This window comes from Bradyrhizobium diazoefficiens (genome assembly GCF_016612535.1).
GTDB classification, from domain to species: Bacteria; Pseudomonadota; Alphaproteobacteria; order Rhizobiales; family Xanthobacteraceae; genus Bradyrhizobium; species Bradyrhizobium diazoefficiens_C.
The window spans coordinates 1,631,742-1,646,856 of record NZ_JAENXS010000001.1 but is presented as its reverse complement, the minus strand read 5'-3'; the positions used below and the strand labels follow the sequence as shown (position 1 = coordinate 1,646,856).

Sequence of the window (15,115 nt, the reverse complement as noted above, 5' to 3'; positions counted from 1 at the left end):
TTCAGGAACAGCGAAGGAGTGATGGCCCTCACCCTTCGCATCATATGGGCCCCAAGGAGAGGAGACGTCAATGTCGAAATCGTTGAGAACGTTCGGCCTTGCTGTAGGCGCGGTGGCGCTCACCTGTCTGCCGGCAGCGGCGCAAACCAAGGTCACCAATGAAGGCATCTCGGCCAACGAGATCGTCGTCGGCACCCACCAGGATTTGTCCGGCCCGATCAAGGTCTGGGGCGTACCGGTCTCCAACGGCATGAAGATGGCGGTCGAGGAGATCAACGCGGCCGGCGGCATCAACGGGCGCAAGATCAAGATGATCCTGGAAGACAATGGCTACGATCCGAAGAAGGCGGTGCTGGCGTCGCAGAAGATGGTCGAGCGCGACAAGATCTTTGCGATGATCGGCCCGATGGGTTCGCCCACGGTGCTTGCCGCGCAGGACATCCTGTTCGATGCCGGCGTGCTCCAGCTGTTTCCGCTGACGGCCGCCGAGTTCACCTTCAAGTTCGATCCGGCCAAGCCGCAGGAGCGGCTCAAGTTCAACAACCTCCTGCCTTACGTCGAGAGCACGCGCGCCGCGCTGAAATACATGATGGATTGGAAGAGCTTCAAGAAGCCCTGCATCATGCATCAGGACGACGAGTACGGAAAGAACGTGCTCGACGGCTTCAACCAGCAGCTTGCCGCGATGAAGGTGCAGCCCGCCTCGATCACGAGCTACAAGCGCGGTGCATCCGATTTCAGCGCGCAGATCGCCAAGATGAAGTCCGACGGCTGCGACCTCGTCGTGCTCGGCACCGTGATCCGCGAGACCATCGGCGCGATGTCGGAGGCGAAGAAGCTCGGCTGGGACGTCACCTTCCTCGGCGCGACGCCAACCAACGTGCTGGAGGTGCCGACGCTCGGCAAGGAGGCGGTCGAAGGGCTCTATGCGGCGAGCGGTTTCGAGATTCCCTATGAGGACACCGCCAAGGGCAAGGTCCACGACTGGCTGATCAACTACAAGAAGATGTTCAACACCGAGGCCAATACACAGGCCATCATCGGCTACAACGCGATTATGACTTTCGCCTTCTATGCGCAGAGGGCGGGCAAGGATTTGACCGGGCAGAAGATGCTGGACTCGCTCGAGTCAGGCGAGAAATTCCTCGACATCTTCAACTCGCCGCCGACGAAGTTCTCCAAGACCGACCACCTCGCCAACACCATCACCCAGGTTCAGCAGGTCAAGAGCGGCCGCTGGGTTCTGGTGAAGGACAATCTGATGTTTTGATGCTTCTTCGCCTCTCCCCGCTTGCGGGGAGAGGCCGCAGCGCATCGAAGATGCGATGCGGGTGAGGGGGACTCTCCGCGAGTCCAGCACTCACCGCGATCGCGGAGGCAGCCCCTCACCCCGACCCTCTCCCCGCGAAGGGCGGGGAGAGGGAGAAGAGTCATCCTACGACCCCCCGCCCGCGGTGCCCGAGTTCACCGGGGCCAATTCGTCTTCGCGGCAACGCCAGCCGTCGGCAGCTTTCACGAAAGCAAACGTCCGCTGGATTCGCAGGCGGCGTGTGACGTTGAAGGCTTCTGCGGAGCGCTCTTTGTTGCCGGCGCCCGGCTGCGGACGGCCGGTCCTGGGGTCCCAGCAGGTACCGGTGCAGGTGGTGGCGACCTTGCTGCAGGTGGTGAACGGCGCCAGCACGACCATCTCGATCTCGCCGGTGACCTGCGCCTCCTGATCGGTCACCTGGCTGTCGAGCGCGTAGACGCGGTTGATGCGGAGAAAATTGCCGCACGAATTGGCGGCGTGGATGCGCGCGGCGCAGAAATCGACGGCATCGGTGTCGGGCTCGCTGGCTGTGACCTGCCGGCCGAACACCTTCTTCGGATCGCCCTTGGCGGCCGCGATCTCGTCGGCCTTGTGCTTCAGATAGTCGGCGAGACAGCTTTCCGCGGAGTCGAGCTCCCCAAGCGGCACGTTCTCCTTGCCGACCAGATTGCACTTGCGATCGCGCTCTCGCGTCCAGCGACCGTATTCGGCGTAGGCAAAGCGCGCCGCGGTCGGGTCCAGTCTGCCGATCAGGCCGAGCACCTGGCTGTTCAGCTCGGTCTCGGTCAGCGCCAGCGACGGCTCCGCGCAGATCAGCGCGCCGGCCGCGGTGTTGGCCGCGAGACAGTCGAAGTCCGGATCGCGCACGATCGTGGCGCGATCCTCGGTCACCTTGAGAAGGCAGGCTTTCACCCGGTCGAAATCCTCGGTGCGGACCGCGGTCTGGCCGACGATGCCGCAGCCGAGATTGCGTTGGCGGATCCAGATCGCGTTCTCTTCGATGCCAGGCAGGCGATCGGGCAGGCGGGCGAGCCGCGCCTCGATGGCGGTGCTGAGCTTTTCGGCGGCGGCAGACAGCTCGGGATCACCGCAGAACAACTGATTGCCGGGGTCGCGGATCGGCTGGCAGTTGTTCCTGGCAAACAGCGGCAGCCTGTCGGCAACGGAGCGGTCGGATGTGCCGGATTGCGCGAAGCCTGGTGCCGCCGGCAATGCCAGCATTACCGGCCAAGCCAGCAGCGCAAGCACAGTCAACACGATCAACCGCATTCCAAGTACCCCCGGCATGGCCATGGCCATGCTAGCGTCCCGGATCGCGCGGTGGAATGGGTTTGTGGCGGGTGGTTACACCCGGATCACCGCGCCTCGGCCTCGGCCGACACCATCGACACCCGCTGGCTCTCGCCCCGCACGGGTTCGCCGACATATTTCAGCACGGCAGAATGGTAGAGCACGAACAGCGGCTGATAGCTGCGGGCGTCGTCGTCCTCGACCATGGCCATGCGGCGATTGTCCAGCATCAGCCAGTGGCCGTCGAGCTTTGCTGAGGCAATTGCATGCCCTTCGCCGCTGCGGGTGTCGCGCACCACGACGATGCGGAGGTCCTCCGCAGCGACACCGGCAAGCCGCAGGGCGGCCAGCTTGGCGATGGCGTAATCCTCGCAATCGCCGGCGCCACGCTCGAAGGTCGCGAGCGGCGAGCTCCAGATGTCTTCGGCGCCGTCACTTTCGGCGCGAATGGCGAGGTTGACGGCACGGTTGGTCTCGCCGAGCAGCGCACGGCCGTCGCGGGTACGGGCCTGGTCGACGATGGCGAGCAGTTTCAGCGCCGCGGGCGAGGCGCAATGGTCGCGGTCACCGTCGCACAGCGCGAGCTGCACCATGTCGTCGTCGAGCTTTTCCTTCAGTGCGAACCATTTCTGACGCAGGCCTCCGGTGGAAATGGCGAAGGCGAATACGCCGAACGGCTCGGCAGATTTGCGCACAAGCACGCCTGCGCCCGGCGACAGCAATGTGCCGGCACGAACGTCGTCGGCCGATCCGAACAGGATCAATCCGCACAGGACAAGGATTGCGCGCCAGGCGCGCGAGCGAGCAGCGGTCTCCATCTGACATCCCCTTTCCGGCTTCGCCAGGTCCCCCTCGACCTCGACGTGCCGGGCTTGTTGCTTTCGCGGAGATAGTGCGAGACGGCCCGTTTTGTTCTGCTTAACGAGGCCCGGCAGGGGCCCCAAAACCACGGAGCAGGCTGAACCGGGCCTGCCGGACTTCCGTAAAACTTTACGAAACGGGGCCCGGAGAGTTTCGGCCGCCGCCGCGAACTGGAATAAATTGCAGGCATAAATTGTGGGATTGTCGATTTTGCGCCTATGGCTAATGATCCGCTATTTCACGGCTTCTGTTAATTGGATCACAGATTTAGCTCCGTATTTGTCGCAGTATGTTCCGAGGGGTTACGAAGAAAAGATGACATAAGTATCCACCATTAGATTTATACTTCGGAATACATGGGGTTATGGGGAATTTGTTCGAATAGACGAAACTCTACTCGCTAAGAATGCTCGATTTACATCAGCTTATCTTTGATGTCGCCGCAGGCATAGGCGCCGGCGGGCAAGTCACGCAAAATCACACGAGCAATAGATGGTTTCGCTAAGGACTTGGTAATGATATGCAAGCTTAAGCGGTCGATACTTACTTAAATATTAACCATTTTTACGGTGCCCGGTTGAATTACGCTGGCCAATTTGACGCCGCGCTCTTCTTGGATGGCAAGGGTCCTCGCTCGCCCGCCGACGTCCATGTCGATTCGTTTACCGCCCATGCCCATGGCCATGTGCCTGAAGGCGCGGTCGTCATTCCCGACCCCAATCTGATCTTCCACGGCGAGTTCAAGCGCACGGGCGGCGATCTCGTGCTGTCGCACGATGGCCGTGAGTTCGTCGTTCACGATTATTTCAGGGGCGACAACCGCGCGGCGATCGCCTCGCCCGACGGCGCCCATCTTACCGGCGACATCGTCAGCGCGCTCACGGGTTACGTCCAGTACGCCCAGGCCGCGCCCGGCGTCGCCGCGGCGCAAATTATCGGCCACGTCACCAAGCTCACCGGCAGCGCCACCGCGATCCGCAACGGCGTCTCGGTCATCCTGAACAACGGCGACAACGTCGAGAAGGGCGACGTGGTCTCGACCGGCTCGGACTCGACGCTCGGCGTCACCTTCATCGACGGCACCGTGTTCGGCCTGTCCTCCAACGCGCGGATGGTGCTGAACGAGATGGTCTACGACCCCAACGGGTCGAACAACTCCTCCCTGTTGAGCCTGGTTGCGGGCACCATCACCTTCGTCGCCGGCGAGACCGCGAAACACGGCGACATGAAGGTCGACACCCCGGTCGCCACCATGGGCATCCGCGGCACCGCCGTGCTGAACCAGATCAGTTTCGTCATTCCCCCCGGCGGCGGTGATCCGCAGCCGCAGGTGAGCTTCCAGGTGCTGGTCGAGCCGAACGGCACCACCGGCTCCTACATCCTGTTCGACAAAGTTACGCTGCTGCCGATCGCGACGGTCAATCAGGCCGGCCAGATGGTCCAGATCAGCGGTGGCAACGTCTCGATCTCCAATGCGCTGCTGTCGCCGGACGTGCAGAAGCTGATCACGGACGTGTTCACGCTCAAGTTCACGGACAACAACACCAACACCAAGCTGACCACGAACTTCACCGACACCATCACGCAGAACGGCAACATCGTCTTCATCAAGACGGACACCGGTGCCGCCGCGACTGCGACCTTCACCAACACCGTCAACAACGGCTCCGGCCCCGGGCAGGGCGGGCCGGACAAGGGGGCCGACCGCTTTCCCGGCGCGCCCTTCGCGCAGAGCCTCAATCTCAATCACAATGTGACGTCGGCCTTTTCTCTGAAGGAGCATGCGAACGCGACCGGCGACCACTTGGACACGAGCGGCGACGCCGTACCTCCCGACACGATCTCCTGGCTGATCACCTTCGTCGATCAAAATCTGGGCGATCGGCCGACGGTGAGCGTGGACCTCGGTGATGCGCCAAACTATGTCTACATGGACGCTGGCCATCACGACGTCACCGGTTCGCTCAGTGCGCTTCAGAAGCTGGACATCGCGGCGACGCAGATCCAGATCGGCGTTGTCGCCGACGGTGGCAATAATAACAACGGTTCGGCGGTCCTGACCTACACGATTCCCGACCACGCCTTCGACTTCCTTGCGGAGGGTGAAACGTTGACGCTGGCCTACAAGGTCCGCATCAATGACAATTTCGCGGTCAATCCCGAATCTACCTACATCACGATCACCATCACGGTCACCGGCACCAACGACAAGCCGGTCATCACCTCCAGCGTCCCGACCATCACCTTCGAGGGCGGCACCAGCGTGCCGGGCGGCCCGCTCACCACCGACGTTCCGACGTCGGGCACGCTGGCCTTCAAGGATGTCGACCTCACCGACACGCACTCGGTCTCGGTGAAATTGACCAGCGCCAGCTTGCCGGACGGCACCGTGCCGCCGGGCCCGCTCGCAGCGTTTGAAAGCGCGATGTCGGTTGCGATCGCGACCGGCTCTGACAGCACGGGCACGGGCACTGGCACCATCAACTGGTCGCTGGCCGATCTGCCCGTCTACCTCGCCGACTTCATTCCGAAGGGCGAGGTGCTGACGCTCGTCTACACCGTGACGGTCGCCGACGAGCACGGCGCGACCTCGCAACAGACCATCACCGTCACGATTAAGGGCACCGACGCAGCCGCGGTGGTGTGGATCGCGACGAACACGGACGGCGCCCCCCCGGGCGGCTTCTGGAAGGACGCGGCGAACTGGGAAACCGGCACGGTCCCGACCCTCACTGACGACGTCATCGTCATCACCGATCAGCTCCACGGCCTGACGCCGTCTTATCCGGTGACGATTGACGCGGCCGCCTACGCCAACTCCATCACGATGAACGATTTCGGCGGCCCGCCGCCGAAGGTGATCAATAAGAGCGTGCTGACGGTCGCCGGCGCGCTCGATATGAGCGCCGACTCGATCTTCACCAACACCGCGACCGGTACGATGTCTGTCGGCGGCAAGGCCGAGATCCTGGACACGGCCGTGCTCACCAATGCCGGGTATCTGACGCTCGCGGGCGGCGGCGATTTCGCCAGCGGCACCACGATCACCAATTCCGGCACGATAGAGCTCACCGGCGGTACGCTGAAGACCCTGGCCGAGATTCACAATGCCGGCGGCACCCTCAAGGCGGATAGTGGCGCGACGCTGATCGTCGATGCCGCGACGGTCGATGGCGGCACCGTCACCATTCTCGGCACGCTGGAACTCGATGGCACCAGCCTGATCGAGAACGGCACTCTGAATAATTTCGCCGCGGTCAACGTCAAGGGGACGGCGGAGTTCGCCAACGAAATTGTCGCCAACAAGGCCGGCGGCACGATCGAGGTGTGGGCGAACCACGCGCTGACGATCGACCAGGGCTCCGTCGTTAACAATGCCGGTAATGTCAACGTTGATGCCAGCAGCAAGCTGACGGTCAATGGAGCGACAATCGACGGCGGAGCAATCGTTATCCTTCCAGGAACGCCGGAGTTCTACTACGGCGTGAGCGACGACGCCGACGGCGTGTTCATCGTGACAACCGGCGGCCCGAACGTCGGCACGGTCACAAATAACGGCGAGATTGATCTCACCGGCAATGCTGTGATCAGCTATGGCATCCTGAAGAACAATGCCGCCATCGATGTCATCGGCATCGGTAATGCGCTGGACGGCGAAATCGTCAGCAATAGCTCAACCGGCACGATCGAAGTGCTGGCAAACGGCGCCCTGACGATCGACCAGGGTTCGAGCGTCACCAACACCGGTAACCTCACGGTCGACGCCACTGGCAAGCTGACGGTCAACGGCGCCTCCATCAGCGGCGCCGGCACGGTTACGGACAATGGCGAGATCGACCTGACTGGCAACGCCGTGCTGAACGGCGGTGCTCTCAAGAACAACGCGACCTTCAAGGTCAGCGGCATCGGCAACGCGCTGGACGACGAGACGATCACGAACGCTTCGACCGGCACCATCGAGGTGCTGGCAAACGGCGCCCTGACCATCGACCAGGGCTCGAGCATCGCCAACATTGGCAACGTCACGGTCGACGCCACTGGCAAGCTGACGGTCAACGGCGCCTCCATCAGCGGCGCCGGCACGGTCACGGACAATGGTGAGATCGACCTGACCGGCAACGCCGTGCTGAGCGGCGGTGCCCTGAAGAACAACGCGACCTTCGACGTCAGCGGCATCGGCAACGCGCTGGACAATGAGACCCTCACTAACGCCGGCACGATCGAGGTTCTGACCAACGGCGCGCTTGCCATCGATCAGGGCTCGACGGTCGACAATTCGAGCGGCGACGTCGTCGTCGATGCCAATGCCGCCTTGACCCTGAGCGACGCCACAATCGCCGGCGGCACCATCAACGGCAGCGGCACGATCGAAATCGCCGGCGCCAGCACCATCGACGGCGGCGCCACGCTCAGCGTTGCCGCGGTCACCGCTGATGCCAAGCTGACGCTGGACGGCGTCACCGTGTCCGGCACGGTCATCACCGACAATGCCAGCATCGAACTCGACAACACCGTCAAGCTGAAGGACAGCGCCGAGATCAAGGGCGGTCCGGTCGCCAACAAGGGCACCCTGGAGATCGCCGGCGCCGCGACGCTGCTCAATGACGTCGTGACCAACACCGGCCACATCGTCAAGGTCGACGACAGCCAGGCGCTGACGCTGTCGGGCACCGAGATCACCGGCGGCACCATCAATAATTACAGCGGTGCGCTCGGCGCCATGATCGACGTCACCGGCAACAGCACGATCGACGGCCAGGCGACGCTGAATAAGGGTGCCGTGACGGTCGAAAGCGGCTTCGCGCTAACGCTCAACGATGCGACGGTTGCCGGAACCGCGATCGCCAATTACGGCACGGTCAAGGTCGAGACGGCCAAGAAGCTGACGATGAACGGCGCGAGCCTGACCGGCGGCGCACTCACCGTCTCCGGCACGGTCGATTCCTTGGGCACCAGCACGATCACCAACGCCAATATCTCGAACAGCTCTCTGATCGAGGCGATCGGCGGTGTGCTGGCGCTGGTGGCGACGACGTCTGCGACCATCGCCAACGATGGCGGCACCATTCAGGCCAAGGGCGGCGAGCTCGACATCAATGGCGAGGGCGTCACCAACACCGGTACGCTCGCCGCTATCGACGACGGCACGCTGAAGCTGATCTCGATGAAGGTGACCAACGCCGGCGGCGCCGTATCCATCGAGTCCGGCTCGACACTGGATCTCAATGGTGCGACCATCGATGGCGGCACGATGACCATCGGCGGCACGCTGGAATCCACCGGAACCAGCGCCATCACAGAAGGTGACATCACCAACACCGGCACGATCACCGTCACCGGCGGCACGCTGACGATCGATCCCGCGGTGCTCCATACCATTAGCAACAGCCATTTGATCCAGGCCAATGGCGGTGAGCTCGATATCGCCGGCGAACTGTTGACCAACACGGCGGATATCAAGGCGATCAACGGCGGCATCCTGAAGCTGTCCGCTGTCATCGTGACCAATAGCGGCGGCACGGTCACGGTCGACGGCACGTCAAAGCTCTATCTGTCCAATCTCTCCGCGATCAACGGCGGCAGCCTGAGCAATTCCGGCCATCTCTATGGCGTCTCCGGCAGCAACAGCGTGACCGCCGCCGTCAGCAACACTGGTACCATCGAAGTGCAGGGCGGCACGCTGAACCTCTCCGGCGGCCTCAGCGGCGCAGGCTCGCTGGTCATCGACGATGGCGCGACGCTCGAACTCGCAGGAGCGACGGCGCAGACCGTGACCTTCGCCGGTGGTGCCGACACGCTTCAGCTCGACAAGGTGGCCGGCCAGAGTTTTACGGGCACGATCACCGGCCAGTCGTCGGCCGGCGGCACCTTCACGGTGACAGGCGCGGCCGACATCACGACGGCAAGCGGCGATGCGCTCGACTTTGCGGCGTCGGGCGGCACGCTCGCCAAGCCGGCCGATATCGTCCTCACGCCCACCGGCGCGCTGAAGGGCGCGGCGAACGGCATCGCCGTCACCCAGAACGGCACCGGCAACATCTCGCTGACGGCGACGAAGGACGTCACGGGCCTTGCGGGCAATGGCATTACGCTGCGCGACAGCGCGACTGGCGCCGGTGATATCACGGTCAATGACCTCACCGGCAAAGCCACCGGCGCCGGCGCGAATTCGGTCGGCGTGCTCGTCGAGAATTTGAACTCCGCCAATGCCGGCGACATTTCGATCACCCAGCGCGGCGGCGCCGTCAGCGGCGCGTTTGGCATCGACGCGACCACCCAGGGCGACGGCAACATTACGATCGACGCCGGCGGCACGATCACGGGGAGCTCGATCTACGGCATCCGGGCGCGCAGCTACGGCGCTGGCAGCGAGACGGTTACCACCAAGGCTGGCAGCATCGTCACGTCGGGTAGTTCCGGCATCGTCGCGGCAAATCGGGCGACGTCGGTCGACGCGTCGGACGCCAGCACGATTACCGTCAACGCCTACGGCACGATCAATTCCGGCAGCAGCCTCAATCAAAGCGGCAACACGCCGGGCGGCATCCAGGCCGGTTATAATGGCGCGACCACCGGCTCCGTGGCGAACGCCGCCGTCAACGGCTCGGTCACCATCAACAACTACGCCAACGTCACCGCCGCCGGCGGCTTCGGCCTCCATGCCTACAATTACGGCGTTGGCGACGTCACGGTGAGCGATGGCGCCGGCACCACGGTGATCGGTGCCAACCAGGGCATCCGGGCCCAGGCGCTTAACGGCGGCGCCGGCGACGTCGACGTCATGGTCGGCGCCAATGCCCATGTCACGGGCACTGCGAGCTACGCCATCTTCGCCTACAGCATCGACGCCGGCGACATCCGCGTGACCATGTCGTCCGGTGACGTGCTGAATTCGGGCAGCTCCGGCATCGTGGCGGTCAACTATGCCACCGCCATCGCCAGCAGCGTCGACAGCACGATCGTCGTCAAGGCGCACGGCACGATCAATTCGGGCACGACGCTGAACGACAATGGCACGACGCCCGGCGGCATCATCGCGGGCTATAACCCCAACGGCAATTCCACGTTCTCCAACCTGGTCAACGGCGACGTCACGGTCGAGAGCGACGCGACGATCAATGCGGCCACTGGCTTCGGCATCGAGGCTTTCACCTGGGGCATCGGCGACGTCACGGTGACAACCGGTGCGACGTCGTCAATCACCGCCTCGGGAGGCGCCGCGATCGGCGCCGTCGATCACGGTGGCGGCGATGTCGGGGTCACCAATGAGGGTTCTGCCGCCGGCGCAGTCGGCTTGTCCGCTTTTGCCAACGGCGCGGGCGACGTCACCATCGTCAATGATGGCGATCTCACCGGCACCGGAACCGTCGGCATCAACGTCACACAGAACGCTGCGGGCGCGACCGGCTCGACGCACATTACCAACACCGGCTCCGTCCTCGGCGCCGACGGCTATGCCGCGATCTATGTCCAGGAGAATACGCATGGCACTGCGCTGATCGACAACTCCGGCACCATCGGGCCGGACGATGCCGGCAGCGTCGTCTCGACGACCTACGCCATCTTCGAGACCGGCGGCGCGATCACCATCAAAAACAGCAACCACATCAACGGCAACATCTCGGTCGCCAGCGCCACTTTCGACAACGAGAGCGCCGGCACCTGGACGGTTTCGGGGACCAGCGTGTTCGGCACCCTGTCCACAATCGACAATGCCGGCGAGATCGATCTCCTCGACGGCGCCTCGGTCTCGAGCGCGGACGGGCTGACCTTCGCCATCAGCAACTCCGGCAAGATCGAAAGCTGGGGCACCGCGTCGATCACGGGCAACATCACCAATGCCAACACGATCGAGATCCACACCGACGGGACGCTATCGCTGTTCGGTTCGCTGTCCGGCTCAGGTTCGGTCACGATCGACACCGGCGCGACGCTCGACGTCGATGGGACGGTGTCGCAGACCGTCACTTTCAACGGCGGCGGCAGCGAGCTCCGGATCGACACGTCGAGCTTCGGCGGATCTGTCGCGGGGTTCGCCGCGACCGACAAGCTGGATCTGTCGACCATCAAGTTCGATGTCGGCACCTCGTCGACCTACGATGCCGCAACCGGCAATCTCGTCGTCAGCGATGCCTATGGCCACAGCATCACGGTGAAGCTCACCGGTACGGACTACAGCAGCGCGCATTTCGCTGGCAGCAGCGACGGCCATGGCGGCACGCTGATCACGCTCAATGCCGTTGACGACGCGCCGGCCCTCACCGCCGCCGAGGCGCCGCCGAGCCTGAGCTTCGCCGAGCTGGACAACAAGACCGGCTATTCGACGACAATGGACCCGGCGTCAGGCGGCACCGGCACGATCCATTTTGGCGATATCGATCTGACCGAGCGTCCGACGGCGAAGATCACCCATCAGGATGTAAGCTGGCTCGCCGCCGACCACACCACGTCCCTGACGCTGACGCCGGACGAGACCTCGGCGCTCGAGCACGCGCTGACGCTCCAGCAGACCGGCAACAAGAACAACGGCACGGTCGGCTGGACCTATTCGATCGCCGACAGCTCGCTGGACTTCCTCGGTCAGGGCCAGACCGCGACGGTGGTCTCCACCATCGAGCTCAGGGATCATAACGGCGGTTGCGATACGGCCCAGGTCACGATCACCATCGCGGGCGCGAACGACGCGCCGACCGTGGCTGCGGTGACCGCGGGACCGCTGGTGGATACGGCTGCGGCCGATACCTTCTCCGATCTCACCGGGCAGCTGGTCGGGACCGATGCCGACACCGGCGAGACGGCGACGCTGAGCTATGCCGTGCTCGACGCGGACAGCCATGCAGTGACGACGCTCGCGGGCCATTACGGCTCGCTGACGGTCAATTCCGACGGCACCTACAGCTACGCCGCCGGCGCGGCTGCGATCGACGCGCTGTCGGAAGGCTCCTACCACGATACGTTCACGGTGCAGACCACGGACGCGCATGGCACGACCGGCACGGCGACGCTCACGGTGGACGTGACTGGCGCCAACGACGCGCCGGCGATCACGGCTGAAGCGGGTGACAGCGCCGGCGCAAGCGTGAACGAGAGCAATGCGGGGCTGGACAAGTCCGGCACGTTGACGGTTTCGGACGCCGACACCGGCGACCACGTGAGCGTCGCGCTTGATCATGTCAGCGTCTATCTCGATGGTCATCTGCAGACCGACGATGTCGGCGGGCTGTCGAACGCGGACCTGCTGAACTATCTCACCATTCAGTCCGGCGACATCCTCGACGGCACCGCCACCCACGCCCAGTTCTCCTGGGAGTTCAATTCGGGCGACCAGGCCTTCGACTTCCTCGCCGCAGGCCACACGCTCTCGCTGCAATACACCATCGCGCCCAACGACGGCCACACCAGCGGCACGGCCGATATCGTCACCATCAACATCGCCGGCAGCAACGATTCGCCAACGCTCGACAATGCGACGCTCGGCGCGATCAGCGAAGATACCGCCGCGCCCGCCGGGTCCACTGTCGGCAAGCTGTTCGCCGCTGGCTTCCACGACGTCGACGACGGCTCGAACCTCTCGGCTGTTGCCATCACGGCCGACCACGCGATGGCGTCGCAGGGCGTCTGGCAGTACGAGGTTGCGGGCAGCAATCAGTGGATCGATATCTCCGGCGTCAGCGATACCGGCGCGCTCGTTCTGGCCACCGACACATTGATTCGCTTCGAGCCGGCCGCGAACTACAGCGGCGTGCCGGGCAGTCTCGACGTCCACGCCCTCGATGACACTTATGGCGGTGGCGTCAGCGGCGATACGCCCGTCCTGATCGACATCACGTCTTCCGGGACTGTGTCCAGCGTATCGGCCCAGGCGGCCACGCTCAACACCGAAGTCACCCCGGTCGCAGATGCGCCGGCATTCACCGCGATGGCCGTGAATTATGTCGCCGACAGCCTGACCGGCAACAGCATCGACCTTACGAAATGGCAAATCGTCCTGCCATCGGTGCCTGGCACCGCCGACGATGCGTCGGTCACGCCAACGGCCAATGGCGTGGTCCTGCACGATCACGGCTACCTGGAGACGACCTCCGGCTTTACCCCGACGGCAGCCACGCCGCTGCATGTCAGCCTGAGCTTCAGCCTCGACGACGGCGTCGGCCCCTATGTCGCGGTCACTGACGGCACCGACGGGACGACCGGCGCATTCGGCTCGCCGGCCAACGGTCTGTCCTTCATGTTCGGCTGGGGCCACGGGTTGGTTATCGCCAACAACGCCACCGGCGAAGCTGTCAATCTCTCGGCCGGCCTTAGCCAGGGCACCGTCTACGACGCGAGCATCACCGATGACGGCTCCCATCAAACCGTGGTCATCGTCGATCACGGCACCGGCGAGACGGTCGGCACCTATACGTCCGACTTCAGCGACTACGCTGCCGGCAATCTCGTCACCATCACCAACCGTGAGGCGAACGACAGCCAGCACGACGCCACGGTCAGCAATGTCACCGTCTCCAATGCTTTCGAAGGCGAGCACGGCGTGCCCATCGCACTTTCGGGCCTCACCGCCGTCACCGATACCGACGGGTCGGAGCACATGTCGCTGGATCTGTCCGGCTTCCCGGATGGCACGACGTTCTCGGTCGGTCAGGCCGGGACAGGGGCCGAGGCCGGCCACTGGCTCATCAGTTCGTCGGATATTTCCTCGCTCGGCGCTTCTCCGCTGACCATGACGGCGCCGGCCGACTACATCGGCGAGTTCAGCCTGCATGTCAGCGGCACGGTGGTCGATCAGGCGACCGGCCTGAGCGGGCCACTGAGCGAAACCGAGACGTTCACCAACGATGTCGCGGTCAAAGTTGATGGCGATGCGCCTGTCGGCGGTCCGGTCATCGACACCGACAATTTCACCGTTTCGCATGATCACGGGCTCGGTACCGACACCATCTACAATCTGTCGGTTACCGACGGCGATTCCGGCGCCCCGACCGACACCTTCACGGTCACGGCGTCGACCTCGCCCACGCCTTCGACCGATACCAGCAGCGTCGATGTTCCGACGACGTCCGGCTCGCTGAATGACATCAATCTCGGCTTGGCGAACGGCGTCACCTATACGCCGGGCGATCCGGCACCCGACCAGGACCACATCACGTTGACCGTGACCGACAAGACCACCGGCCTCAGCGACACCGTCAACTTCATCTTCAACGAAGGCGACGCCAGCCAAGGCGTCACGCTGAACGGCACAGCCGGCAAGGACGTCATCTTTGCGACGACGACCGGCGACACGCTGTCCGGTAACGGCGGCAAGGATCAGTTCGTGTTCGCGCCGGGCTCGGCTGGGTTCGACGACGAAGGGCATCCCGTCGCTGACTACTCGCACACCATCACCGATTTCATCGAAGGCGTTGACAGGATCGACCTGCGCCAGTTCTCGGATGTCAGCTCCATCCACGGCCTCACCATCACCCAGCAGTCCGGCGATACGCTGATCGACTGGCAGCAGCAGGTCGGCGTGGGCGAGGGCTCGGTGACCGAGCATGAGCAACTGCTGCTGAAGAGCGTGACTGCGACACTCAAGGCCAGCGATTTCATCTTCCACATCACCTGATGAGCGCCGGATCCGGCGCGCGGCCGGCCGGTCGGCGATCAACGCGCATC

At 63.9% G+C, this 15,115-nt stretch carries 4 protein-coding genes; 2 read left to right on the top strand and 2 right to left on the bottom strand.

All coding sequences use genetic code 11. From position 1 onward, the window contains the following. Positions 1-70: 70 nt before the first annotated feature. On the top strand, positions 71-1,270 hold the full coding sequence (locus JJE66_RS07755) for an ABC transporter substrate-binding protein (RefSeq protein ID WP_200513595.1): 1,200 nt from the start codon (positions 71-73) through the stop codon (positions 1,268-1,270). Positions 1,271-1,435: 165 nt separating this feature from the next. Here the strand turns inward: JJE66_RS07755 and JJE66_RS07750 are convergent, their stop codons facing one another. Both JJE66_RS07750 and JJE66_RS07745 read right to left on the bottom strand, forming a co-directional pair. Then, positions 1,436-2,578 (bottom strand): DUF1311 domain-containing protein, encoded by a 1,143-nt coding sequence (locus JJE66_RS07750; RefSeq protein WP_200515299.1) that lies wholly within the window; start codon positions 2,576-2,578, stop codon positions 1,436-1,438. 86 nt (positions 2,579-2,664) lie between these two features. After that, positions 2,665-3,417 carry a transglutaminase-like cysteine peptidase gene (locus JJE66_RS07745; RefSeq protein ID WP_200513593.1) on the bottom strand — a complete coding sequence of 251 codons (753 nt, stop codon included), beginning with the start codon at positions 3,415-3,417 and terminating at the stop codon, positions 2,665-2,667. Positions 3,418-4,073: 656 nt separating this feature from the next. Between JJE66_RS07745 and JJE66_RS07740 the strand changes: the two genes are divergently transcribed. Further along, positions 4,074-15,065 (top strand): VCBS domain-containing protein, encoded by a 10,992-nt coding sequence (locus JJE66_RS07740; protein WP_200513591.1) that lies wholly within the window; start codon positions 4,074-4,076, stop codon positions 15,063-15,065. Positions 15,066-15,115 lie beyond the last annotated feature (50 nt).